This window comes from Aminobacter sp. 01T433, assembly GCF_056398585.1.
Map to the genome: position 1 here is coordinate 17,596 of NZ_JBFTPR010000023.1, position 25,658 is coordinate 43,253.

The window sequence follows — 25,658 nt, forward strand, 5'->3', positions numbered from 1 at the left end:
TTGACGCCACATCTTGCCGCGCCGTTGCGGTGGCCACGTGGCACTGGATTGGAGCGGAACACTCGAATGTCGGCCCTGGACGAGATTCTCGCCGACCTGGGTTTCGCGCAATATCGCGCGCTATTTGAAGAAAACCATGTCGACGACTCCATGTTGGCGGACCTGACCGCCGACGACCTGCGCGAAATCGGAGTCTCGTCGCTTGGCCACCGCAAGAAGATACTAGCTGCCATCGCAGAACGGCCAAAAGCGCAGCCCCTTGCCCCGCTCCGGCCGGGCGAAGGGTCGGCCACAAGCGCGAAAAGGCGTGAGGTCACCACCGTTTTTGCCGATCTGACCGGCTACACCAAGCTCTCGCAGGAGTTGGACACTGAGGATATGCACTCCTTGCTGGGCGAATTCTACGATCGGTTCGATGCCATTGTCAGGCGCTTGGGTGGCACGGTGGACCGTCATATCGGCGACTGCGTCATGGCGGTTTTCGGCGCACCGATCTCCTTTGGCAACGATGCCGAACGCGCGCTGCGCGCTGCGCTGGAGATGCATCGCGCCATGACGGAGATTTCGTTCCGTTTTGGGCGCCAGCTGAGTGTCCATATCGGCGTCGCGGCCGGAAATGTGATGTTTTCGTCCCAGGGGATGGGGACGCTGAAAGACCGGGAGTTCACCCTGACAGGCGACTCGGTCAACCTGGCCTCCCGGCTGGCCAATGAGGCAAGGGACACCGAGACGCTGATCACCCGGCTGATTCATCAGGCCCTCGATGACCGGATCGAATCCGAGCCACGCGAAAGTGTCACCGTCAAAGGTTTCGATCAGCGGATCGAGGTCTATCGGCTGATCGGCTTTCGCGACAGCGCGACCGATCATCCGCTGATCGGCCGCGCCGAAGAGATCGCGCAGTTCGCCCGAACCTTGACCGATTGCCAGGCATCGGCAAGGGGTGGCGCAATCGCCCTGGTCGCCGAGGCAGGCTTGGGCAAGTCGCGCCTGATCGAAGAGTTTGCCCGGATCGCCGCAGATCGGCTGTTTCAGGTCCACAAGGCGCTCGTGCTTGATTTTGGCGTGAGCGATGCGCAAAGCCCGGTGCCGCTTCTGCTGGGCAATCTTTTTGGTCTCAGCGAACGGGCCGAGGCATCGGCGGTGCGATCTGTCGTTCTCCAGCAAAAGTCCCTGGGAACGATTGACGAGACGGCGGCCATGTTCCTCACCATCGTGCTTGGCGCCCCGCTTGATCGAGAGGCGCGGCAGATCCACGACGCCATGAGCGATGCTGCGCGAAGGGAAGGCTTGCGCGCGATGCTGGGGCAGGTGCTGCGCGGAGTGGCGGCGGCCGGGCCGCTGCTGTTGATCGTCGAGGATATTCACTGGGCCGACCGCACGACGCTGAAGGAGCTTGCAGAGGTCGCCGCAGTCACTGCCGATGCGCCCATCTTGCTATTGATGAGCGCGCGACCGGAAGGCTATCCCCTGGATGACGATTGGTGCGCGGACGCGGGCGGGGCAACGCTGCCCCGCATCGACCTTGCTCCGCTCAGCACTGAGGACGCATACCGCCTGGCTAGCGCAACGCACCGGCCATCAGAGGCTGTGATGCGCGAATGCGTTGCCCGTGCCGAAGGCAATCCCTTGTATCTGGATCAACTCTTGCGCCACGCCCACGAACAGGGCGGCGATACGCTGCCCGGCTCGATCCAAAGCATCATCCAGTCACGGCTTGACCGGCTGTCGCCTATGGATCGCAAGGTGCTGGAAGCCGCTGCCATTCTGGGCCAGCGGTTTTCCATGGCAGAGGTCATGACGGTTGGGCGGATCGAGGTCTACGATGAACGTCCGCTGATCGATGCCTCGCTCATCCGCGCCCACAATGACATCTATTTGTTCGCCCATGCGCTGATCCGCGACGCGGTCTTGCGCACGATGCTGCGTGATGATCTGCGCGCGCAGCACAGGCGGGCGGCAGAGTGGTTTCGCCCCATCGATGCGCTGCGCCATGCCGAACATCTCGCGGCCGCAAGCGACGAAGGCGCCGCCGCCGCCTTCCTTGCCGCTGCACGGGACGCACTGGCTGCCCATCGCAAGGATGCCGCGCTGGAACTCGCCGAACGTGGACTGGCGTTGGCCGCCGCCCAGGACGCGGTGCGCGGCGACCTCTTGCGATTGAAGGGCGACATGCTGCGGGATCTCGGTCGCGCCACCGATGCGATCGCCGCCTTCGAAGCAGCCAGTGCCATCGCCCTCAAACCAGTCGATCAATGCCGCTCGCGCATTGGGATCATTTCTGCGATGCGGATACTGGATCGGATCGACGACGCCTTTGCCTTGCTGGACGAAACCGAGGCCATTGCCGCAGCCGCCGACCTGGCACCCGAGCTCAGCGAGATCCACTATTTCCGCGGTAGCCTCCATTTCCCACGCGGCCAACTCGACGGGTGCCTGCGCGAACATGGGTTGTCGCTGAATTATGCCGAACGGGCGGGCAACGCTGAACGTCGGGCGCTTGCCCTGAGCGGGCTGGGCGACGCTCATTATGCTCGAGGTCGCATGTTCACCGCCCACACCGTGATCCAGCGATGCCTGGCATTGTGCGAGGAACACCATCTTGGCGCCGTTGAAGCCGCCAATCGTTTCATGCTGGCGACGGTGAAAATCTACATGAACGATACCGAAAGCGCGCTTGCCGAAGCACTGGCCTCCGCAAGGTTGGCGCAGCGGGTGGGGCTCGCGCGCGCCGAAATCGTCTCGCGGCTGACAGCGGGCTGGGTTCTGGTTTCGATGGGTGATGCCGCAGCGGCCCAGTCGCAAGTGGACCACGGCCTTACGGTGGCCGCGCAGTTGGGCGTACGGCGCTTCGAGCCATTTCTGAAGGAAACCGTCGCGCGTATCCGACATATCGAAGGCCGCCGGAACGAGGCCGAAGATGTCGCTGAAGAAGCGCTCGCGCAACTGCGCGACCTCGATGCCATGGCGTTCATCGGTCCCTGGCTGCTGTCGACAGTCGCGCTGACCACGTCCGACTCCGGGCGCCGGGCCGAAGCCCTGGCCGAAGGCGAGGCACGACTGCGCGACGGCGCTGTAGGGCACAACTATTACCAGTTCTACAGCAATGCCATGGAGGCCAATGCCAATGCCGGCGATTGGGCCGAGATGCGCCGCCATGCCGAACTGCTGGCGGACTATACCGCCGAAGAACCCACTCCCTGGTCCGAATTCTTCATTGCCCGCGCCCATGCCATCACCGCTGCCGCCGCGGGGCGCGACGCTGGTGAGCGGCTACGCGCCTTGAGAGAACAGGCACTGGCGGCGCAATTGCACACCGCCGTGCCGGGGATAGACCGCGCACTCGCGACGATATCGACAGGAGTAGGCACAACCGCAGTCTGGACAGTCAACAAGGAAGGGGAGAGCACATGAGGATCGCGATTATCGGAGGTGGAATCGGCGGCCTAGCCGTTGCGTACGAATTGAAGGCGCAGGCCAAGTCAAAGGGCCTGCCTCCCCCCGACTTGGTCGTCATCGAGGCGCAGCCCCGGTTCGGCGGCAATGCCGACACGTTGAATTTCAGCTTTGGCAACGGCCCGAACGGACCGGTCAACCGCTGGGTCGACCTGGGCGTCAACGATTTCAATGCGACCGCCTACACCCAGATCGTCAGGGTGATGAACACCATCAATTTCAAATTCGGGATCGACTACAAACCGCTCGAAGACACGACGAGTTACTACACCGGCGATGGGTCCCTGTTTTTCACCGACAATGCCACCCCCTGGTGGGGAACGGGCATTGATCCGGTGCTGAAGAAGACCGTGGACAGCTTCATGGTGACCGCAGGCAAGGATGTGAGCGATCCCAAGTACCACAATTACACGCTTGAGAAGTACATCGACGAAAAGTCGGCGGTACTCGGCTGGGACCCGCGGCTTGGCCCCTGGGTTATCTACCCGCGTGTCAACGGCATGTATTTCACCTCGTCCGAACTGGGCCCGCGCCAGATGCCCTTCTATGCGGTGATGCATTACTACCAGATCCAGGAAGGTGCCGGCGGCAAAGCAGCCCAGCGGAATTATTTCGTCAATGGCTCGAGCCATTGGATCACGGCTTTGACTGCCTACATGAAAAGTCTGTTGAACGTGCCCATGGTCACAGGTTTTCAGGCGAGCGTTTCGCGCAACGGGGCGGGCTGGACTGTCAAGGACGCCAACGGCTCCAAGACGGTCGATGTCGACCTTGTCGTCCTGGCCACCCACGCCAATGACGCGCTGCGCCTGATGCACGATCTGCCGCCGCAGGTTGCCAATATCCTGGCGCAGATCAGCTATGAATCCGCCGTCAGTGTTGCCCATGTCGACAACCGGCTGCTGCCCGTCGACCAGAATGCCTGGTGCACATACAACATCGTCATTCACGAACCCGGCTCCGTGGCGATGCACCCCTATGTCATCAACTACGTCGCCAACCGCCACCAGAATGACGCCGCCAATCCCGAATACGACAAGTTCGGCCTGCCGCAGTTCTTCGTCTCGGTGAACCCGCACTTGCCAATTCGCGCGGACATGGTGCTCAAGGACACCGCCGGAAACCCGGCGATGGCCTATCTGCACCACAACGTCTTTGATTTTGCCTGCATGCAGGCGCAGGCCGCCATTGTCCCGATGCAGGGGCAGGACAACCTATATTTTGCCGGCGGCTGGACGCACGGATCCGGCCTGCACGAGGAGTGCTGGATACAAGGCATGGACATCGCAAGCCAGATCCTTGCACACATCCAGACCGGACAGCCTGCGCCACAGGCCCTCCCCCATTGGGGCGATCTCGTGCGGAACCGGCTGTCGAGAACAGCGTCATCCTGACGGGAACGGGTGCATCGCGCCCATTCGGATGCTCGTTTGCTTGGGGTGCACACACACCCTTTGGCCATGCAATCCGCCCCGATGCCGACAGAGGATCGGCATCGGGGCATGTCACCGTGCAGAAGTGAGGCGCAAAGACGGCAATGACAACGCAATCAGCCGCCGACCGCACCGGTTCCCTGCGCCTGGCCATAGCCGCCCTGATCATGGCACCGCTGGCCATCGTCAGCACGATCTCGTTCTCGACCATCGTGTTTTCCGGTCCGCTCGCCCCATACCTCAGCCAGGGTGTCGGAATGGGCCTGTTCGGTGGGCTTGTTCTAGGGCTTGCAGGTGCGTTTGGGTCGTCCTTTCGCGGCATTATCTGCCAACCTCAGGATGTGACAGCGGTCATCTTGTCGATCAGCGCGGGCACGATCGCGGCCCGGGTCGGAACCGCCAACACCGAGACGCTGCTGGCCACGATCGCCATGCTGGTGGCAATCGCGGCGGCCCTCGTCGGGGTAGCCTTTCTGGCACTGGGCGCATTGCGGCTCGGCTCGTTGGGCCGGTTCATCCCGTATCCGGTGCTGGGCGGCTTCCTGGCCGCCAGCGGCTATCTCATCTTGCGCGTCGGACTGGACATGGTCGCAGCCCCTTCCGCCGGCGAACTGTTGTCGCTGCCTGCCTTCTGGCGATGGGGCCCGGTGCTGCTCTTGGGGTTGATCCTGTTCTGGGTCGCACGCCGCGACACGAGCGACTTCGGCGTGCCGATTGTCCTGGTGGTCAGCTTCGCGGTGTTCTACGCCGGCTTGAAGCTCGCTGGCATCGATCTGGCGAGCGCCGGACAGATGGGGCTGCTGCTCGGGCCGTTTGGCCCGGGTGGCGGCGAGTGGCGGATGATCAGCGTCGACGTGGTCACCCGGGCCAATTACGGCGCGATACTGGCCGAAACGCCGGCCCTTTTGACACTGGTCGGACTTGCGCTGGTAGGCATGATCCTGAACTCATCCGGGATCGAGGTCGGGTCCGGCACTCCGGTCGATCTGGACCACGAACTGCGCGTGACGGGCGCCGCCAACCTGCTGGTCGCCGCCGGCGGAGGGCTGGTCGGCTATCATATCCTGACGGAGACGCTCTTGGGGCGGCGGCTTGTCGGCCGCGGATCGCGCTGGATCGGTGCCAGCGTGGCGCTGGCCTGCGGCGTCGCGCTTATCGCTGGCGCGGACGTCCTGGCGGCGTTGCCGCTGGGGGTTTTCGCGGCGGTTGTGGTCTTTCTCGGCCTGGACTTCCTGTATGAATGGCTTTGGGTGGAACGCCGCCGCATGCCGGCCCAGGATTTCGCGGTGCTGCTGGGGATCGTCGGCGTCGCCGCGAGCGTTGGCTTTCTTCAGGCCGTCGGCACGGGCATACTTGCATCTTCGGTGCTGTTCCTGGTGAACTACGCGCGGCTGGACGTCGTCCGCTCGCGCCTGGACGGGACGTTGCGCCTGTCCACGACGGAGCGATCCGACGCTGCATCGCGCCTTCTCACGGAACAGGGTGGCGCGACCCTGATCTACGAGCTTCAAGGTTATCTGTTCTTCGGCACGGCGCATGTGCTTTTCGACCAGATCGCCGCGCAGATCGGCGCCACGCCGGGCGATCACCGCGTGCTGATCGTCGACTTCCGCCGGGTGCAGGGTCTTGATGTCTCGGCGACCTACAACTTCGGAAAACTGGAACAACTCTGTCGCACTACCGGTGTTCGGCTGATCCTGACAAACGTTGCGCCTGCGTTGATGCGAACGCTCGGCCCTTCGGGCCTGGTCGACCGCGTGGAACGGCTGCCGACACTGGACGATGCGCTGACCATTGTCGAAGAAGCCCGGCTGCAACACGCCGAACTCGCGGGGCCGCAGCCCCAGAGCGCCTTTGCCAGCCTGATCGGAAGCGCGACGGCATTGCTAGGTGACGCACTGTTTGCCAGCGAGGAGGTGCCGGCCGGCGCCGTGGTCTTTCACCAGGGCGCGCCATCCGACCGGCTGATATTACTGGAAGGCGGCAGGCTTTCGGCCCACATCAAAGGCCCGTCCGGCGATGAGATCAGGGTTGCCAGCTTTCTTGCGGGCGCATTGGTCGGCGAGATCGGCTTTCTGACACAAACGCCGCGCACCGCGACCATCGTGGCCGATGAGAAATGCTCGATCCGGTCGATTGGGCGCGAAGACCTGGACCGCCTTTCTGACCTCGAGCCCAACCTTGCGGGCGAGATTTTTCGCGAGGCGGCCGCGCAGCTTGCCCGTAGGCTAGCGCGGACGACAGCGCTACTGCGCGAAGTCAGCCGCTAGTCTGTCACCCCAAGCCGACGTTTGCTTTCGCTCGGTTCCGCTACAGCGATCTGCAAATTGTGTTGCGGGGCGACCTGGCCGCAATCCTGCGCTTTGCCGCAAACAAAAAAACCCCGACTTCCTTTCGGAAGCCGGGGTTATGGATGACCTGCTATCGCAGGGATCGGTGGTTGCGGGGACAGGATTTGAACCTGTGACCTTCAGGTCATGGTCCGCAGGAAGAGGAGCTACCATCGCCAGGGACGCCCGTCGCTTCCGGCCGAAGTCCGACCGGCTATTGGGCATCCTCGCTCGCCCGTTTTGCATCGATCGGCACCGGGACGAGCTCGCCCTCGGGATCGGGACCGGGATCAAGGGCGATAACCATCAGTGTAAGCACGACGATAGGCACCCCGATCAGGGCTGCGTAGAATGCCACGTCGATGCCAAATGCCATCGTACCGACAAGGATGGCCAAGGTGATGTTGACCAGGGTCAGCGGCAGCTGATCGGCTGAGATGAAACCGTAGAGAAATTTCAAAAGGCGAATGCCCGTCGCGCGGGGAAGCGTCACGCAGACCATCCACGCCAAAAACGCCCAGAACGCGCCCCATGCGCCCGCGTAGAGCCAGCCGAATATCGGCGCAATGATCGTTGTCAGGACAAGGGCGAAAGCGACACGCTTGTTCCTGTCGTCGTTATTGTTCTCTCTGGTCATTGTCACTTACTCCGGTAGGTCGTCGTCTAGAAAAATACGTTCAGCCGCGCCGTCGAGATCTTCGTATTGCCCATTCCAAAGGGTCCACATGAATGCAGCAAGGCCTAGGGCGCCGAGGGCCAGCGCGACGGGTATGAGAAACAGGAGCGGGCCCATTCAGGTGGCGCCCTCCCGTGGCGGACGCGCGCGCAGGGCATTGAGCGTTACCACCATCGAGCTTGCGGACATTGCCAGCGCCGCGATGATCGGAGTGGCATGGCCCAGCACTGCGAGTGGGATCAAGACAGCGTTGTAGGCAGCAGCGAAGCCAAGGTTTTGCCAAATGATCCGCGCTGCCTTTCGCGCTGTCTTGTGGGTCAAGACGATGGTCGACAGGCGGTCGGCGGGCAGGATGATATCGGCTGCTATCTGGCTGGCAGCGGCGCCGTGGCCAAAGCTCGCCGACACGTGAGCATTGGCGAGCGCTGGCGCGTCGTTGAGCCCGTCGCCAACCATCAGGGTATGGCGACCTCTGGCTCGCCAGTCTTCGAGCAATCTTACCTTCTCGGCTGGCAATAGCCCGGCGTGTCGGTCGGTGATGCCGAGGGAGGAAGAAAAGGGATCGACGACTGCCGCCCGGTCGCCAGACAAGATCGCGGGGGCAAGCCCTTGCTTCACGCAATATTCGATGACTGCCTGCGCATCGGAACGCGGCGCGTCATCGAAGGTGAACCTTGCCGGCTGTGCCTGCTCGCGAGCCAGCCAGACCTCGGTTTCGCTGCCGCCGATGCTGGGGGCAAGATCGCAGAACAGGGCGCTGCCCAGCCGAACGCGAACACCATCTATCTCCGCTTCGAGGCCGCTGCCACCGTGTTCGACAACCGTTCCAAGCGGCTCGGCTGGTGGGCCAAACCGTTCGATCAGGGCTCGCGCAAGCTGGTGCTGACTAGAAGCCGCAAGCCGTATCGCCAGGCCGATGGCTGCGGGATCAGATGGAGCATCCGTGACAACCGGTCGGCCCTTGCTCAGCGTGCCGGTCTTGTCGAACGCAACCTGGTCAATGATGGCGAGGCGTTCGAGTGCATCGCCCGATTTGATGAGGATACCCTTCTTCAGCAGGGCTCCAATCGCAACGACCTGCACTGTCGGGACGGCAAGTCCTATCGCACAGGGGCAGGCGATGATGAGGACGCTGACGGCGTAGAGCAGCGCCAGTGGAACGGAGACGCCGGCGACAAGCCACCAGCCCAGGAATGTCAGCAGAGCAATGCCATGGACGACTGGCGTCCAGATGCGGGCAACCCGGTCCGCCAGCGTCGCAGCTGGTCCGCGTTGCAGTTCCGCCTGCTCCACAAGTCGCAGGATTTCCGCCAGATGGCTGGTGTTGACGGTGCGCGTAGCACGAATACGCAAGGCGCCTGCGCCATTGATACTTCCGGCAAGGACTGCGTTTCCCGGTCCAGCTTGGAATGGCAAGGTCTCGCCCGTGACAATCGATACGTCGATGGACGAATGGCCGTCAGTGATTGAACCGTCAACCGGCATTGCCTCTCCGGGAGCGACAACAAGCAACATCCCCGGCAGAACGGCATTGGCGGGCAGCACTTCGAGCCGGCCGTCGTCATGCAGTACGGTTGCATGATCGGCTTTCATCATAACGAGCTGCTCGACCGCGGCCCGCGATCGAGCTCGTAGGCGGAAATCGAGATAACGGCCGATCAACAGCACGAACATCAGCATGGCGGCGCTGTCGAAATAGACGTCCGGACCACCCCGCAGCAGTTCGAACATGCTGATTGCGGCGGTCAGCACCAGGCCAGCGACGATAGGAACGTCGATGTTGGTCCGCCCCGATCTCAACGCCCGGAACGCGGAGCGATAGAATGGACGGCCAGCGAAGATCAGGGCCGGCACGGCAACGATGGCGGAAAGCCAATGGAAGAGTGCCTGTGTCGCCAACGGCATCTCTTGTGCCTGGCCAGCCCAAACCGCCCAGGACAGCATCATGACATTGGATGACGCGAATGCCGCGATCGCCAGACTTCGCAGCAGCTCCCTTCCGGCTTGCTGGTCGGATGCCGTGAGCTGTCCCACTTCGTACGGCGCGACACCATAGCCAAGAGCTTCGACAGCCGCTCCGATCCGCTCAGCGTCGTCCGGCTTTCCCTTCCACCCGATGGTCAGCCGGCGAAGGCTGAGATTGACCCTGGCTTCGACGACCGATGGGTCGGCCTTGAGCCGGGTTTCGATTTTGTGGATGCATCGAGCGCAATGAACGCCGTCGACGAGGAGGCTCAAACGGTGCTCGCCACCTTCGGATTCGACGAAGGCAGTGAGTACCGAAGTAGAAGGCGATGCAGGTACGGGCGCGCTTCGGAGTGCGAGAGCCAGCGTCATGGGTCGATGTCGACCTCGTTGATGCTCAGGGTGGCCTTGTTGTCTTTTTCGAGCTTCGTGCGGACGAACCAGCGACCAGCCAAAGGCACGTCCAGTGGTGCGCTGTATTGGCCGGGAGAAGTCTCGCTGAATACCACCGCAAGGATTTGCGGAAATCGCGACATGCGTTCAGCTGTGGCGTGCACGGCCAATCCCGTCAGCGGCCGGCCCTGTGCATCTTTCGCGACAAGAGTGAGCCGCCCGGACAGGCCATCGCCACGATCGAATTGCAGCGAGGACGACCACCCCAAGCGCTTTTCGGCTTCGCGCTGTGCGAGGACGTCGTCATAGGCAAGGCCGATGGAGTAGGCGTTGTCGGTGACGACCCCGCTGAAGGTGGTGTGAGCAATGGTAACGAACCATGCTTCGACACCGGCCAGACAGACAAAGAAGCCGATAAAGATCGCCGGAATCCAGAGATCCTTGCGAGGATTGGGGGCCGGCGATGGAGCTGTCACTGGCCAGGCCCCCAGAAATAGGTGTCGACCTTGCCAAGCTCGGTGCCGGCAACGGGATCCGAGAAGGTGATGTGCAATGGCGTGCGGCCGGCCGGGACATGCCCTGCGGGCACGACGACGAAAAGCCTGTCGCTGAGCTGTCTCGCCTCACCGATGGTCGCCTCGATATCAGTCAGGCCGGCATCGTCGGTGGAGCCCAATCTCAGCACGGCGCCGGGTATGCCGCTGCTTGATATTTTCACACGGTCGAGCGAGCCGAGGCGGTGGGCCAGACGCAGCGTGTAGTCGTTGCGAACAGCGCCGTCGGAGAGCTGGATGAATGGCGGATTGCGCTGAGGCTCGACCTCGACCATGACGTTGGCCATCGATGTGATGCCATAGGCCATGCCGCCCAGCGCAATCAGGCAGAACAGGGCGTAGAGGATTGATTTTGGCCGCAACAGATTCATCCCCGGCTGCTTGATGCCGCGCCTTGCTTCCGAGCCTTCGACATCGAAGCGGATGAGCCCCTTCGGCCTGTCAACCTTTGTCATGATCTCGTCGCAGGCATCGATGCAGAGCCCACACCCGATACAGCCCATCTGCAGGCCTTCGCGGATATCGACGCCTGTCGGGCAGACGCTGACACAGCGATAGCAGTCAATGCAGTCGCCACGTCCGCCGTCAAACGCCCCTTCCTCCCGCACGAGCGACGAAAGGCCAAGCAAATCGGTGCGGATAGGCGCCTTCTTCTTGCCACGCGGTTCTCCGCGCCACTTTTGGTAGGTCACCACGAGGCTGTCGCGATCGAGCAAGGCTGCCTGGAAGCGGGGCCATGGGCACATATGCAGGCACACGCGCTCGCGGGCATAGCCAGCCAGCAACCATGTTGTCAGCGTCAGGACGCCTATCGTGACATAGGCTCCGACCGGAGCCGTGCCGGTCACCAGCGCGATCGGAAACGTAAGCGCATCGTTGAAGTAGGCTGCAAAGCCGACGCCGGTCAGAACGGCGATGGTGACCCAGATGAAGTTGCGCAGTACCTTCGATGCGATGCTGCCGCGGCCAACAAGCCGTTCAGTGAGGCGGTCGACGCCATAAAAGAGATCAGTCCAGACGGTTTGCGGGCATGTGAAACCACACCAGACGCGTCCGGCAAGGGTGGTCGCATAAAACAAGCCGAAAGCCCCCAGGATCAGCGCGCCAACGGCAATTGGAAGGTCCTGAGGCCAAAATTCCAGGCCGAAGATAAACAGCCGCCGGCCGCTGAGATCAAACAATACCGCTTGGTCAGGTAGGTGCGCACCGCGATCCCAGCGTAGCAAAGGCGTCACGAAGAAAAACGTCAGCAGGATCGCGGCGACCACCGTCTTGATTGTCCGATAGCGGCCCCGGACCTTTTGCGGCAGAGACAGGCGGGTGACTGTTCTCCTGTCGATTGCGATCGTGGTCGTCATCAGCGTTCGCCTCCACCCAAGGTGTGGACGTAGACCGCAAGCATGCGGACCGTGACATCGTCGAGCCGCTGGCCCCATGAGGGCATTTCACCCATGCGCGGGGCTGCGATCTGCCGGACGATGGCATCCTTGCTGCCGCCGTAGAGCCAGATGGCATCGTTGAGCTTTGGTGCGCCCAACTCCCGCATGCCCTGCCCTTGATCGCCATGACAGGACGCACAGTTGTCGGCAAAGATTGTTGCGCCCGGCAGGCTTGATCGGGTTTGGCTCTGTGACTCGTGCGCCAGGCTCAGGACGAAGTCGGCGGTCGCGGCAATTTCTTCGGCGGACAATATGTCTCCGAAAGCCGGCATTTCGCTCTGGCGTGAGTCCGGGTTGGCATCGCGTATGCCATGCTGGATGGTCTGGTAGATGTCGGTAATAGTACCGCCCCACAGCCAGTCGTCATCGACCAGTGCCGGGAACTGTCCAATCTGACCTCCAGCACCGACCCCATGACACGCCGCGCAATTCTCGTTGAAGGCCGCCAGGCCGCCGGCTACCGCGAACCGTCTGAGCTGGTCGTCGGCTTCGATCTTGTCGAGCGGTGTCGCAATCAGCTGTGTCCGCCATTCCGCTTGCGCGGCATGGGCTGCGTTGATCGCCTGATCAAGCTGGCCACGGCTCGACCAGCCGAGCGTGCCGGGCGCAAAATCGCGCGTCGTGGCAAACGACGGATACAAGACAAGGTATCCGATGGCGAACACCCAGGTCACGACGAAGGTGATGATCCACCAGTTTGGAATGGGGGTCCTGAGTTCCTTGATCCCGTCCCATTCATGGCCGGTGGTGAGTTGCCCGGTCAGCGGGTCGCGTTCAGGGGCGCTCATTGGCCGTCTCCTTCGACGTCGAAGGGAATGCGAGCGTTTCGCTCCATCTGATCGCTGGCCGAACGACGGTAGGCCCACCAGAAGATGACCACGAACAAGACGGTGGCAACGACGAGCCAACTATTCAGGAACAAGCTGATTGCGTTTTGCGACATGGCCTATTCCTCGACCTCGTCCAGGCGGACATCGGAGAAATCGACCATCGTTCCCAGTACCTGTAGATAAGCGATCAGGGCGTCCATCTCGGTGATCTTGTCTGGCTGACCATCGAAATCGCCGACTTTGGCGCCGGGATATTTGGCAAGCAGCGGCTCTGCATTTTCGCCTGAAGCCTGCGCGCGGATATCGGCGGGGGCCTCGAGGATCATTGCCCCTGAATAGGGAACGCCAACATCGCGCAATGCTCGCAAATGATCCGAAACGTCGTCGAATGCGAGCTCCCTGCTCAGCATGAAGGGGTAAGCTGGCATGATCGATACGGGCACGACGTCGCGGGGGCTGACCATGTGAGCGACATGCCAGGCATTCGAATATTTGCCACCGACACGAGCCAGATCCGGTCCAGTCCGCTTCGATCCCCACAGGAATGGGTGGTCGTACATGCTCTCGGCGGCGATCGAGTAGTGGCCGTAGCGCTCGACTTCGTCACGGAAGGGTCGAACCTGTTGGCTGTGGCAGGTATAGCACCCCTCCCGCGTGTAGATGTTGCGTCCGAGTTGCTCGAGCGGTGTGTAGGGGCGAACACCTTTCACCGGCTTGATGGTTTCCTCCAGCCGAAACAGGGGAACCACTTCGACCAGCCCGCCGATGGAAATCACCAGGAAGGTCAGTACGAACAGTAGGGTCGTCGACCGTTCGATGATCGCGTGCCCCAAGGGCTTGTTCTTACCCGACGCCATAGCTGCGCGCTCCTTAGTGTTGAGTGGCCGGCACGAGGCCGCCAGCACGTGTTTGGCTTTGCGAGCGCAGGATCGTCATCAAGACGTTGAAGGCCATGAGCAGTCCGCCCAGGAGATAGAGGGCGCCTCCAAGGGCACGGACGAGGTAATAGGGGTGCAGCATGGCGACGCTGTCGGCGAAGGAATATTGCAAGAAGCCGAACTGGTCGTAGGCGCGCCACATCAACCCTTGGGCAATGCCTGCGACCCACATGGCGGTGATGTAGAGCACGATCGCGATGGTCGCGATCCAGAAGTGCCATTCGACCAGTCGAATGGACCACAGCTGCGTACGCCACAGGCGCGGAACCAGGTAATAGACCGCTCCAAAGATCATGAATGCGACCCAGCCGAGTGCACCCGAATGCACGTGGCCGACAGTCCAGTCAGTGTAGTGGCTGAGAGCGTTGACCGACTTGATTGACATTAGCGGCCCCTCGAAAGTGGCCATCCCGTAGAAGGCGACAGCGACAACGAGGAAGCGCAGGATCGGGTCGGTGCGCAGCTTTCCCCAAGCTCCAGATAGCGTCATGATGCCGTTGATCATGCCGCCCCAGGAGGGGATCCACAGCATGATGGAAAACGCCACGCCGAGCGTCTGAGCCCAATCAGGCAGTGCGCTGTAGTGCAGATGGTGCGGCCCGGCCCAGATGTAGAGAAAGATCAAGGCCCAGAAGTGGACGATGGACAGCCGATAGGAATAGATCGGCCGGCCGGCTTGCTTGGGCACGAAATAATACATGATGCCAATGAAGCCGGCTGTCAGGAAGAAGCCGATCATGTTGTGGCCGTACCACCATTGGATCAATGCATCCTGCACGCCGCCGAATAGCGAATAGCTCTTGGTCCCCATCCAGGACACGGGCATCGACAGATTGTTGATGACGTGGAGGACCGTCACCGTGATGATGAAGGCTAGGTAGAACCAATTCGCCACATAGATGTGCGGCTCGCGGCGACGGATCAGCGTGCCGGTGAAAATGCATAGATACACAACCCACACGACCAGCAGCAGAATATCGGCATACCACTCAGGCTCCGCATATTCCTTGCTCTGGGTAATGCCCATCGGATAGCCGGTGAAGGCGATGACCAGAAACGCCTGGTAGCCGAAGAAAAGCAGGATCGCGAGCTGGCGCCCGCCCCATAGACCCGTCTGGCATGTCCGCTGCACGACATAGAGCGAGGTAGCGATCAGCGCGTTACCTGCGAAGGCGAAAACCACACCGGACACATGCAGCGGGCGAAGGCGGCCGAAGCTTGCATATTCGCCGAAATTGAGGCTCGGAAACGCCAGCTGCAGGGCGATGAACAAGCCAGCAGCGAATCCGAAGATGGCCCAGACGACGGTTGCCAGCGCGAACCAGCGGACGATCTGCTCGTTATAGCTGGGGATTTGTTCGATATCCCGAGCCTCGGCTGCAACAGCGCTCATCTGCTTTTCTGCTCCGCTCGGACGTGTCTGGACAAAGACATTATTGCTCCATATGTATGGTTATTGCCCATACAATCATCCAGGTGACATTTACCGTCTAAACGAAGATGTGGCCAGATAGATCCGGGTGCATGCGACGATTTGTGCGTCACATACGCGTTCAATGGCACTGCTTATGCGTGTTTCTGTGTATGGGAAGAATTGGAAGTTGCCATACAATAAGACGTCACCGAGACGGCGAACGTGCCGATGCGCTGGTCGCGCCTGGCGGCGGGCGACGCAGGCCCTGTGAGGCCCTAAGTCGGCGCGCCGGGCTGCGCGACAATATCTGAGAAAAAGGTCAAGCACATGCCAACGCGAAAGTCGGTCTACTTCCACGAAATGCCGGTTGGGAGCATTCCAGCTCTCGTCACGCCGATGCTGCCGGATGGGGCAATTGACTGGAACAGCTACCGCAGCCTGATCGACTGGCACGTCGAGGCTGGGACGAACGCCATCGTTGTGATGGGTTCGACGGGCGAGTCCGCGACGGTATCAATGGACGAGCACAGCGAACTCATTCGTGTCGCCGTCGAACATGCCGCCGGCCGTATTCCCATCATCGCCGGAACGGGAGCTAACGCCACTGCTGAAGCGATCGAGCTGACTGGCTATGCGCGCAAGTGGGGTGCAACGGCAGCACTTTCGGTTGTTCCGTATTACAACAAGCCGACACAAGAAGGCATGTATAGGCATTTCAGGGCTATTGCCGAAGCTGTCGACATTCCCTTGATCCTTTACAACGTCCCAGGCCGGACGGTCGCCGACATGAGCAACGAAACAGTGGTGCGGCTGGCAGCGGTCGCAAACATCGTTGCGCTGAAGGACGCTACTGGCGACATCGGCCGGGGGATCTCGCTCATGCGTAGCCTCCCAGATGATTTCGCGGTTTACAGCGGCGACGATCCGACTGCGGCGGCACTCATGCTCTTTGGCGCGCGCGGCAATATTTCCGTGACAGCCAACGTCATTCCTGAACTCATGGCTTCATTGTGCAAGGCGGCGCATGAGGGGGATCTCAACACCGTTCGTTGCCTCAGCAGACGTATTGCTCCATTGCACGAGGCAATGTTCATCGAGACAAACCCTATTCCAGTTAAATGGGCGTTGGGAGAGCTCGGCAAGATCGATGCAAACTATCGATTGCCTATGGTTCCATTGACGGCCTCAAACCAATGTACTGTCGGCGAAGCGCTACACGCTGCACTCGCTGAAAAGCCAAACGAAGCTTGACCGGGCATCAGTTCGGAGGAGCTCCAATCAACTGGGGCTCCTGTCGAGGATTTCGCATCAGGAGCGCCACTGAAACTGCCGCGATTGCCGCCATTGCGGCAGCCGCAAACAGGGCCGTGGAGAATCCAGTGCTGTAGGCCTGGCGCGCGAGAAGCGTCGCGATGTCTTGGTGCTCTATCGCCACCAGTTTCGTTGCCATCGGCAAATCTCCGGCTACGACCGCGTCAGCAAAACGCCGCGCATCGCTTGGGCGAAGACCAATGGCGCCGTTGGCGGCCATTTCGAGTTGCTGTCTGGCAAATGTAGCCAGCACGCCGCTCAAAATGGCGAAACCAAGCAATATTCCCGAAAAGCGAGAGGTAGTGCTGATGCCAGACGCCATGCCCGCGCGGTCACGTGGAACAGATCCCATGATCGCGTTTTGTGTCTCGCCGTTGAGCAGGCCACCACCACTTCCAAGCAGGATCATGCCGAAGATGACGAGAGGCAACTGCCCCTGAAGCGCACCAAGCCCGGTCATGGCGTTGCCCAGGCACACGATGAGCAGACCAAGAACCAGTACCTGCGTCGATGACATGAATCGAGACAGCCACCGGCCTATCTGGGGAAGGACGAGCATCGCAAGCGCGAATGGCAGCATGGCGAAGCCGGCTTCAAGGGCTGGCCGCCCAAGGCCGTTCTGGAGATAAAGCGGAAGTAGCGATGCCATGACCTGTGCACATGCCGCATAAGCAAACATGGCCAGCACCGCACCGATAAAGCGCGGCAATCTGAAGAGGCTCAGATCAAGCATTGGTCTTTGCTGGACTGTCTCCACGGCGATGAAAATTGCGAAGCTGACGATGCCGACCGCAAAGCCGGCAGTGGACTGCCATGTCCCCCAGCCATGTGCCTGGCCGTTGATGAGGCCGGAGGTGAGCCCGAACATCGCGCCTGCGAAAAAGACGATGCCGGCAGGATCGAGACGGCGAGCGTTGCGGTCTCGTGATTCCGGCACCCACAATGCGACAGCAGCGGCAAGCAGAATGCAGATCGGCACGTTGACGTAGAATGCCCATCGCCAACCGAGGTAAAAGCCAATGATGCCACCCAATATGGGGGCCAGCACCATGGTCAGTCCCATCATGCCACCCCAGATCGCCCACGCCTTGTTGCGTTCTTTCTCGTCATGGAAGGTATGGCCGATAATGGCGAGTGCTGGCGCAAGCAGGAAAGCGGCTCCCGCGCCCTGTAGCGCGCGTGCCACATAAAGAGCGCGAGCCGACGGGGCAAGGCCACACAGCAGCGACGTCACTGCAAAGATAGAGATTCCAAGCAGGAAGATAGTCCGGCGCCCAAACCGGTCTGCAATCGCACCGGCCGGTAAGAGCAAAGACGCAAAACTCAGCACATAGGCGCTGATGACCCATTCGACATCGGCAAAACTCGCGCCAAGATCTCGAGCAAGGGTTGGCAAGACGATAGCGACGATATTTGTATCGAGCACCGTCATCGCGCAGCCGACGGAAGCGACGAGAAGCACGGCAAGTGAATTGCCGTCGGTCTGGCGCGCGATCATCAGCTGTCGTTGGCCTGTCCAGGCAAGGACGTGCCGGGCGTTGCGGCTCTCCATTGCTCCGGCGGATGATCCGAGGGCGTAACGATAGAACTGAAGCCGGCTTGAGCTAGGGGTTCGCGCTGGTCCGGCGACAATTGGCCAATTGCACGGATGTCACCGCCAAAGCCATGGTTTTGGCGCAACATGCGCGCCGTACGAAAGCCCTGTGCATCACGGGGTTCTGCAAAGTGCACCACCACCAGGTCGATCTTGTCGAGATAAGGGGTGATATGCTCGGGCGCGATTTCAGGCGTCACCAAAATCCCGACTGGCCGCTCGACCTCACATCCCAAAGCCACGGTGGTGAAAATCTCGAATGGGATGACAAAATTCGGTTTTCCTGCCGGCAGATGGCTCGCGTCAGGATAAAGCCATGTGTCCTCAATCACGTTCGCATTGCTGTCGATGAGCGCCATACACATCTTCCTTGAAGGCAGTGCCGTCGTCTCGACGATCAGCGTAGATTGCTCCGGCGGCCACCGGCGGCCGCCGTGTTGCAGGTTTCGGAGATCGGCACCCTGTCAGGCAGCCATGGCGCTTTTCATCCAGCCAAGCTTGCCGCGGATGGAAACAAGCGCTGCGACAAGTGCGTCCATGTGCTCTGCGGTGTGATAGGGCGTAGGCGTGATGCGCAGCCGCTCCTGGCCACGCGGGACGGTTGGGTAGTTGATCGGCTGAACGTAGATGTCGTGCTCTTGAAGCAGTAGTTCGCTGGAGCGCCGGCACAGATGCGCGTCGCCGATGATCAACGGAAGGATGTGGCTTTGAGAGTCCAGAACCGGCATGTCTGCTGCCTGCAGCATCGCCTTGAGCCGCGCCACGTTGCTTTCTTGCCTTGTCCGCTCTTCCGGATGGGACTTGAGGTGCTGGATCGCTGAAAGCGCGCCAGCCGCCAGGTGCGGACAAATAGATGTCGTGAAGATGAAGCTGTCGGCGAAGCTGCGGATGACATCCATGAGCAGCGCCGGACCTGTGACGTAGCCCCCCATGACACCGAATGCCTTGGCAAGGGTTCCCTCGATCATGGTCAAGCGGTGGGCGATGCCCTCTCGTTCGGCAATTCCGCCGCCACGCGGGCCATAGAGCCCAACGGCGTGAACTTCATCGAGATATGTGATCGCGCCGTACTTGTCGGCGACGTCACAGATAGCAGCGATCGGCGCCACATCGCCGTCCATGCTGTAAACGCTTTCAAACGCGACGATCTTGGGACGCTCCGGCGCAACCGAGCTCATCAATTCATCAAGATGCGCGGCATCATTGTGGCGAAAGATGAAGCGTTCAGCACCTGACCGGCGCATGCCTTCGATCATCGAATTATGGTTGAGCGCGTCGGAGAAGATCGCGCAGTCGGGCATGAGTTTGCCAAGCGTGCCAAGTGCCGCGAGATTGGAGATCCAGCCGGACGTGAAGACCAGCGCTGCCTCCTTGCCATGAAGATCGGCAAGTTCTGTTTCGAGCTGAACGTGCTGGCGGTTTGTGCCGGAGATATTGCGGGTCCCACCTGTTCCCGCGCCGAACAAGTCGATTGACTTGTGCATCGCGGCGAGGACGTCGGGGTGCTGCCCCATGCCTAGGTAGTCGTTGCTGCACCAGACTGTGACGCGGCGGCTTTGTCCGTCCGGTCCATGCCATCGAGCGGTTGGGAAGTCGCCGGCGATCCGCTCCAGTTCGATGAAGGTCCGATAGCGGCCATCGAGCTTCATTTCGGCAATCAGGCCCTCGAACCTTGCGACATAGTCCATGATCTTGACCACTTTCGGTAGAGTCGACGCCGAGCCACTAGCGTTCCAGCCGGCATCCGAAGCGATAAACTTACAAAATCCATATATATGGATATTGAATGCACTTCAATGAGGAATGCATGCGGCATTGTGAACCTGAAGTGGTCATGGGGGTGCCGATGACCTTTCTTGGGCGCGACTGGAAAATGCCGGGTTACGGACACCTGTACATTCTCGAGAAGGGAAATGACGTGATCGCGGCGCGTATACAGGACTGGATCGCCGGCAACGTCAGATAGCGTTGGCAACAATTTCCGGCGTTGCTCGAAAAATATCCCAGCTGGCGATGGAGCGTGCTTCGTCGCCAGCGTCCGAAATTGCAGCCATTCTTCTCGCTAGCAAAGGCGGTCGGTCAATTGACGTCCGCTTTCAGGATCGCCCTGGAACGAGCTGAACGACTGAACCAAGGCGCAAAGCCGACTTCTCGGCAGGGCGATACTAATTCGGACCATTTGCGCGAGCAGACCACTTGGACAGCGGCGGGGCGTGATATCGCTGCCGGCGACGCTCCGCTTAGGCCACTACGACCTCCGTCCCGCTCGCTTCAAGCGCGGCGGCGATCACAGCGGGCGGGTCCTGTTCCGTCACGAGCCTATCGATGGACGACAACGGCGCCACCTCGAAAATGCCGTGCTTGCCGAATTTCGAACCGTCCGCGAGCACGGTGACGGACTCCGCCCGCTCGATCATGGTCTGCGCCACTTCCGTCACCTGGGCGTCAAAATCCATGACCGAATGCGCATTGATCGCGCCGACGGTGAGGAAGGCATGGCGAGCCCGGAACTTCCGCACTTGTTCGACCGCGAACTGCCCGAGTGTCTCCCCCGCATCCGCCCCATAGGCGCCGCCGAGCAGATAGACCTTGTGATCGGCATTTGCCGAAACCGTAGCAGCGATCTTCCACGAATTGGTGATGACCACGAGCGCCGGCAGGTCGACGAGCGCTTCCGCTAGGATGACCGTCGTCGTCCCGGTATCGAGGAACACCGAGTCTCCCGGTGCAAGCAATCGGGCGGCGGCGTAGGCGATCCGCCGCTTTGCGGTCATGTTCTCCGCCATGCGCAACGCGAAAGGTCCCTCGACCGAGGGCTCCACTGACGGGTTCGACCGGACCCGCGCGCCACCGTGGAACTTCTTCAGGCGACCCAGCGCATCGAGGTTAGAAAGGTCTCTCCGGATGGTCTCGCGGGAGGCGTCGAGCGTCTGGGCCAACTCATCGACGCTGATTTCCCCCGCCTTGTGCACAAGCCTGACAATTTTTTCGTGGCGATCCGCGGGCCTCACGATGACTCCTCTTGGCGGCAGTTTTCAGATGCAACGCCGCTCGTTTGCGCTGGATTTCCGTTGTACAGCACCGATCGGTCAAGTCAACGACCGAAAGTCGCCCGAACGGCCAATCAGTGAGTTATCCCTCACCTACCAAAAACAGACAATTGCCGGACATTGCGAGGGGCGCATCCCACTGGCGGGCGCTCAGAGGCTTTACATTCGGTAAAACCATAAATACCGTTTAGTCAGTCATTGACCGAACGGGAGAAATGTCAGTGCCCCTTCCCCCCGCCATCTGCGGATCATTCGACATCGCGATCGTCGGCGCGGGAGTCGTGGGCTGCGCCGTCGCCCGGCGGTTTGCGCTTGCCGGCGCGAAGGTCGTGCTTATTGAAAAGGGAAATGACATCCTCTCCGGCGCCTCGAAGGCGAACAGCGCGATCCTGCACACCGGCTTCGACGCCCCACCTGGCAGCCTCGAGCTCGACCTGGTCCGCGCCGGCCGTCAGGAATATCTCGAGATCCGCGACACGCTGAACCTGCCGCTCGTCACCACGACCGCCTTCGTCTGCGCCTGGAACAGCATCGAGGCCAACAAGCTGGAGGCCATCGACGCACAGGCGCGTGAAAACGGCATCACCGACGTCGTGCTCCGGTCGGGCGCCGAGGCCCGCGCGGCGATGCAGTCCTTGTCGGACCGTCTGGTCGCCGCGCTTGAAGTGCCGGGCGAGCATGTCATAGACCCGTGGTCGGCGCCGCTCGCCTATCTCACGCAGGCCGTTGCGCTCGGCGCGGTTTTCCTGCGCGGCGCGGAGCTTCTCAAGGGTACGTTCGACGGAAGCTGGCTGCTGGAAACGTCGCGGGGCAACGTTGCGGCCGACAGCGTGATCAACACGGCAGGCCTCTATGGCGACATCGTCGACACGCGTCTCGGCTTCGAGGCAGCCTTCCGCATCAAGCCGCGCAAGGGCCAGTTCGTCGTGCTCGACAAGGCGGCCGCCCGCCATGTCCCCCGCATCATCCTGCCGGTCCCGACGGAAATCACCAAGGGCATCGTCGTCTGTCCCACGGCCTTCGGCAACGTACTCGTCGGCCCGACGGCGGAGGAACAGGAAGACCGGGTGCGCGCCACGGTCGAGACGGAGACGCTCGACGCGCTCTTGAGCCGGGCGGCGCAAATCGTCCCTGCCCTTGCTGACATTCCGGTGACGGCTGTCTATGCCGGACTTCGTCCCGCCAGCGAGGAAAAGGGCTACCGCGTTTTCGTGCGGCCCGACAAGCGCGCGATCACCCTCGGCGGCATCCGCTCGACCGGCCTCAGCTCCGCCTTGGGCCTGGCACAGCATGCGCTCAAGCTGCATTCGGAATTCGCGGACGATTTCGTGTCTCCCTCCGCAATTCCGCCGGTCTCCGTTCCCAATCTGGCGGAGTGCCGGGAGCGCGACTGGCAGCGTCCCGGCCATGGCGAGATCGTCTGCCATTGCGAACTGGTCACGCGCCGGGAGATCGAGGCGACCTTCGACAGTCCTGTCCCGCCCAGCGATTTCGGCGGCCTGCGCCGGCGCACGCGCGCCGGCATGGGACGTTGCCAGGGCTTTTACTGCAATGCCCACCTTGCCGAGATGACCAAGGGCAAGCTCGCAACGCCGCTTGCCAGCGAAGCGGAGGGCACCCGATGAGCGCTTTCGATGCGGATGTCATCGTCGTCGGCGGTGGTCCCTCGGGTGTCGCTGCGGCCATCGAGATGCGCAGGCGAGGCACCGAGCGGGTCATGCTGCTCGACCGCGAGCTCGCGCTCGGCGGCGCGACGCGCCATTGCAGCCATTCCCCCTTCGGCATGCTGGAATTCGGGCGCGTCTATTTCGGGGCCGCCTATGGCCGCAAGCTGGAGCGCGAAGCGGACAAGGCCGGCGTCGATATCCGCACGGGCCATTCCGTCGTGCGGCTCGACGACGACGGCGGCGTGACCCTCTCGTCGGACCGTGGCGTCGAGACCCTCAGCGCCAAGCGCATCCTCGTGACGACCGGCGCGCGCGAAAAGCCGCGTTCGGCGCGGCTGCTTTCCGGCGACCGGCCGATCGGCGTCGTCACCACGGGCACGCTCCAGTCCTATGTCGCCTTCCACGGCCTCATGCCGTTCCGCCGCCCGCTGATCGTCGGTTCCGAACTCGTGTCGCTGTCGGCCGTGCTGACCTGCCTCACTCACGGGGGGAGGCCCGTCGCAATGATCGAGCCGCGATCCCACGCCCTCGCCCGGGCGCCATTGAGCTGGTTTCCGACGCTAGTCGGCGTGCCGTTCCATCGCGGTGCCGATATCGTCGACATCATCGGACGAGATCGCGTCGAGGCGGTCAGCATCCGGCGGAGCGGCCAAGTCGAAACCCTCGCCTGCGACGGCGTCCTGCTGACGGGGCAGTTCACGCCGGAATCGGCGCTGTTCCTGCAGTCCCCCCTCGGGGTCGACGCGGGAAGCGCCGGCCCGGCGGTCGATCAATACGGCCGCTCCCGCGATCCTCTATGTTTTGCCGCCGGAAACGTGCTGCGCGCCGTCGAGACCGGCGGCTGGGCCTATCGCGAGGGTCGCGCGATCGGACGTGCCCTCGCCGAGGATATCGGCCGGGATCCGAAGGCCGCACCACCGGTTCCCGTCACCTTCGACGATCCGGTCAAGCTGGTCGTCCCGAACATCCTGCGCCGTTCGCCCTCGCTGCCGGCCGCGTTCCGAAATTTCCAACTGCGCTTCCTGCGCCGCGCCCGTGGCCGCCTTTCGCTCGAACTGGAGGGACGCGAGGTGTGGCATGCCAGCGGCGCCTGGATGCCTGAGCGGCGCGTGCTTGTGCCCATTCCGGCGGATGCGCCGCAGGCGCAGCATGTCCATTTGCGTTTCAGGGAGGAATCATGATGCGGGTAGCCGCCATAGATCAAGGCACGACGTCCACCCGCTGCCTCGTCGTCGAGGATGGCGGAGCCTGGAGGGTCGCCGGCACGCGCCGCCATGCACAGCACCACCCTGCGCCCGGCTGGGTCGAGCATGATCCGGAAGAACTCCTGCGCAATATCCAGGCCGTGCTCGAAGGCGCCGGCCCGGTGGACGTGATCGGCATTTCCAACCAGGGCGAAAGCTGCCTTGCCTGGGATGCGGGGACCGGAAAGCCTCTGTCTCCCGTCATCGTCTGGCAGGACGCGCGGACGGCGAACGATCTCGCGGCCCTGCCGCCGGTGGCGGAGGAACGTTCGAAGAAGGTGTCCGGCCTGCCGCTCGATCCCTATTTCTCGGCCAGCAAGCTTGCCTGGCTGGTGAAGACGGTGCCGGCGGTTTCGGCTGCGCTCGCTGCCGGCCGCCTGCGGCTCGGTACGACCGACGCCTTCTTCCTTGACCGACTGTGCGGTTCCTTCCGCACGGACCTAGCAACGGCCTCGCGCACTGGTCTCCTCGACCTAGCCACCGGGGGCTGGAGCCAGGAGATGTGCGACCTGCACGGCGTTCCGCGGCAGTGCCTGCCCGAAATCGTCGCCGTGGACGAGACGTTCGGACAGATCGGCCAGACGCCCGTCAGAGTATCGATCGTCGACCAGCAGGCAGCCCTCTTCGGCCACAATTGCCGGCGGCCCGGCGATTGCAAGATCACATTCGGCACCGGTGCCTTCCTGCTGGCAGTAACCGGGGACAAGCGCCCGCCGGCCTCCGACCTCCTGCCGACGATCGCATGGCACCGCAAGGGACAGGCGCCGACCTTCGCGGTCGAGGGCGGCGTCTACGATGCCGGTTCGGCGCTCGAATGGGCGCGCAGCATCGGCCTCTTCGCGGCAATGGAAGAACTCGGCAGCTTCGAGGGGCCTTCGGCGCTCAGCCGCGGCATCGTTTTCGTGCCGGCGCTTTCCGGCCTTGCAGCGCCCTACTGGGACCGGCAGGCCGCGCCGATCTTCATCGGCATGGACCATGCGACTGACCGCAGGGACATGGTCCGCGCGGTGCTGGAAGGCATCGCGATGCTGACGGTAGGCCTCATCGAGGCGGCCACGCAAGTCGTGACGCTCGGCAAGAGCATCTCCATCGACGGCGGCCTTTCGCAGAGCGCCTATTTCGCCCAGTTCCTCGCTTCGGCGAGCAACCGGTCGATCACCGTCCCGCCGATGCATGAGCTAACGGCCTTGGGCCTTGCCGAATTGTGCGGCGCGGACGTCAGCGGCGCGCGCACGACGGCGCGGACGTTCAAGCCGGACGCCACCGTCAGCGCCGCCGACCATGCGTGCTTTGCGCGCGCCATCGAGAGGGCTCGAACCTGGCGTCACTGACGCCCTCAACCTCAGACAGACCAATTCAGGAGT

The 25,658-nt window shown here is 62.1% G+C and carries 21 protein-coding genes; 8 read left to right on the forward strand and 13 right to left on the reverse strand.

All coding sequences use genetic code 11. The features are described from left to right. Positions 1–66 precede the first annotated feature (66 nt). The 3 genes from AC1DLV_RS26905 to AC1DLV_RS26915 all read left to right on the forward strand — a co-directional run bounded on the left by AC1DLV_RS26905 (position 67) and on the right by AC1DLV_RS26915 (position 7,159). The gene (locus tag AC1DLV_RS26905; RefSeq protein WP_476803097.1) at positions 67–3,414 is read left to right on the forward strand and encodes an adenylate/guanylate cyclase domain-containing protein; all 3,348 of its coding nucleotides are present in this window, start codon (positions 67–69) and stop codon (positions 3,412–3,414) included. Next, positions 3,411–4,850: an FAD-dependent oxidoreductase gene (locus tag AC1DLV_RS26910; RefSeq protein ID WP_476803098.1), complete on the forward strand. Its 1,440-nt coding sequence runs from the start codon at positions 3,411–3,413 to the stop codon at positions 4,848–4,850. The genes AC1DLV_RS26905 and AC1DLV_RS26910 overlap by 4 nt, the downstream gene beginning before the upstream one ends. A gap of 143 nt (positions 4,851–4,993) precedes the next feature. Then, complete coding sequence (locus tag AC1DLV_RS26915; protein WP_476803099.1) at positions 4,994–7,159, forward strand: cyclic nucleotide-binding domain-containing protein; 2,166 nt, start codon at positions 4,994–4,996, stop codon at positions 7,157–7,159. Between the two features lie 274 nt (positions 7,160–7,433). Here AC1DLV_RS26915 and AC1DLV_RS26920 read toward each other — a convergent pair whose 3' ends face one another. The 9 genes from AC1DLV_RS26920 to ccoN form a co-directional block, all read right to left on the reverse strand. Beyond that, entirely contained in the window at positions 7,434–7,856 is a 423-nt protein-coding gene (locus AC1DLV_RS26920; RefSeq protein ID WP_476803100.1) for a hypothetical protein, read from the reverse strand. A 6-nt stretch (positions 7,857–7,862) separates the two neighbouring features. Then, positions 7,863–8,012 (reverse strand): cbb3-type cytochrome oxidase assembly protein CcoS, encoded by a 150-nt coding sequence (gene ccoS, locus AC1DLV_RS26925; protein WP_476803101.1) that lies wholly within the window; start codon positions 8,010–8,012, stop codon positions 7,863–7,865. Further along, a complete protein-coding gene (locus AC1DLV_RS26930) occupies positions 8,013–10,133 on the reverse strand; it encodes a heavy metal translocating P-type ATPase (RefSeq protein ID WP_476803102.1) in 2,121 nt (706 codons plus the stop codon). It abuts the gene before it with no gap. Positions 10,134–10,228: 95 nt separating this feature from the next. Beyond that, on the reverse strand, positions 10,229–10,729 hold the full coding sequence (locus AC1DLV_RS26935) for a FixH family protein (protein WP_476803103.1): 501 nt from the start codon (positions 10,727–10,729) through the stop codon (positions 10,229–10,231). Next, complete coding sequence (gene ccoG / locus AC1DLV_RS26940) at positions 10,726–12,165, reverse strand: cytochrome c oxidase accessory protein CcoG (RefSeq protein ID WP_476803104.1); 1,440 nt, start codon at positions 12,163–12,165, stop codon at positions 10,726–10,728. The genes AC1DLV_RS26935 and ccoG overlap by 4 nt, the downstream gene beginning before the upstream one ends. Further along, on the reverse strand, positions 12,165–13,034 hold the full coding sequence (gene ccoP, locus AC1DLV_RS26945; protein WP_476803105.1) for a cytochrome-c oxidase, cbb3-type subunit III: 870 nt from the start codon (positions 13,032–13,034) through the stop codon (positions 12,165–12,167). Before ccoP ends, ccoG begins: the two co-directional genes overlap by 1 nt. Further along, on the reverse strand, positions 13,031–13,189 hold the full coding sequence (locus tag AC1DLV_RS26950; RefSeq protein WP_476803106.1) for a cbb3-type cytochrome oxidase subunit 3: 159 nt from the start codon (positions 13,187–13,189) through the stop codon (positions 13,031–13,033). The genes ccoP and AC1DLV_RS26950 overlap by 4 nt, the downstream gene beginning before the upstream one ends. Positions 13,190–13,192: 3 nt before the next feature. Then, positions 13,193–13,933, reverse strand: coding sequence for a cytochrome-c oxidase, cbb3-type subunit II (ccoO, locus tag AC1DLV_RS26955; RefSeq protein ID WP_476803107.1), 741 nt, complete (start codon positions 13,931–13,933; stop codon positions 13,193–13,195). A gap of 13 nt (positions 13,934–13,946) precedes the next feature. Further along, entirely contained in the window at positions 13,947–15,407 is a 1,461-nt protein-coding gene (gene ccoN / locus AC1DLV_RS26960) for a cytochrome-c oxidase, cbb3-type subunit I (protein WP_476803108.1), read from the reverse strand. Positions 15,408–15,755: 348 nt separating this feature from the next. On the opposite strand from ccoN, the gene dapA reads away from it, so the two are divergent. Then, a complete protein-coding gene (gene dapA / locus AC1DLV_RS26965) occupies positions 15,756–16,679 on the forward strand; it encodes a 4-hydroxy-tetrahydrodipicolinate synthase (protein WP_476803109.1) in 924 nt (307 codons plus the stop codon). A gap of 7 nt (positions 16,680–16,686) precedes the next feature. Here dapA and AC1DLV_RS26970 read toward each other — a convergent pair whose 3' ends face one another. The 3 genes from AC1DLV_RS26970 to hemA all read right to left on the reverse strand — a co-directional run bounded on the left by AC1DLV_RS26970 (position 16,687) and on the right by hemA (position 20,021). Continuing rightward, the gene (locus tag AC1DLV_RS26970; RefSeq protein ID WP_476803110.1) at positions 16,687–18,237 is read right to left on the reverse strand and encodes an MFS transporter; all 1,551 of its coding nucleotides are present in this window, start codon (positions 18,235–18,237) and stop codon (positions 16,687–16,689) included. Then, a complete protein-coding gene (locus tag AC1DLV_RS26975) occupies positions 18,237–18,692 on the reverse strand; it encodes a DUF934 domain-containing protein (protein WP_476803111.1) in 456 nt (151 codons plus the stop codon). Before AC1DLV_RS26975 ends, AC1DLV_RS26970 begins: the two co-directional genes overlap by 1 nt. A gap of 105 nt (positions 18,693–18,797) precedes the next feature. Further along, complete coding sequence (gene hemA, locus AC1DLV_RS26980) at positions 18,798–20,021, reverse strand: 5-aminolevulinate synthase (RefSeq protein WP_476803112.1); 1,224 nt, start codon at positions 20,019–20,021, stop codon at positions 18,798–18,800. 98 nt (positions 20,022–20,119) lie between these two features. Between hemA and AC1DLV_RS26985 the strand changes: the two genes are divergently transcribed. Then, positions 20,120–20,299, forward strand: coding sequence for a hypothetical protein (locus tag AC1DLV_RS26985; RefSeq protein WP_476803113.1), 180 nt, complete (start codon positions 20,120–20,122; stop codon positions 20,297–20,299). Between the two features lie 274 nt (positions 20,300–20,573). On the opposite strand, the gene AC1DLV_RS26990 is transcribed toward AC1DLV_RS26985, so the two are convergent. Further along, entirely contained in the window at positions 20,574–21,344 is a 771-nt protein-coding gene (locus AC1DLV_RS26990) for a DeoR/GlpR family DNA-binding transcription regulator (protein ID WP_476803114.1), read from the reverse strand. A gap of 260 nt (positions 21,345–21,604) precedes the next feature. On the opposite strand from AC1DLV_RS26990, the gene AC1DLV_RS26995 reads away from it, so the two are divergent. The 3 genes from AC1DLV_RS26995 to AC1DLV_RS27005 are packed head-to-tail and all read left to right on the forward strand — an operon-like array spanning position 21,605 to position 25,625. Further along, complete coding sequence (locus AC1DLV_RS26995) at positions 21,605–23,008, forward strand: FAD-dependent oxidoreductase (protein WP_476803115.1); 1,404 nt, start codon at positions 21,605–21,607, stop codon at positions 23,006–23,008. Then, positions 23,005–24,231, forward strand: a complete 1,227-nt coding sequence (locus AC1DLV_RS27000) for an NAD(P)/FAD-dependent oxidoreductase (RefSeq protein WP_476803116.1) — start codon at positions 23,005–23,007, stop codon at positions 24,229–24,231. The genes AC1DLV_RS26995 and AC1DLV_RS27000 overlap by 4 nt, the downstream gene beginning before the upstream one ends. Next, the gene (locus AC1DLV_RS27005; RefSeq protein ID WP_476803157.1) at positions 24,231–25,625 is read left to right on the forward strand and encodes an FGGY family carbohydrate kinase; all 1,395 of its coding nucleotides are present in this window, start codon (positions 24,231–24,233) and stop codon (positions 25,623–25,625) included. The genes AC1DLV_RS27000 and AC1DLV_RS27005 overlap by 1 nt, the downstream gene beginning before the upstream one ends. Positions 25,626–25,658: the final 33 nt, after the last annotated feature.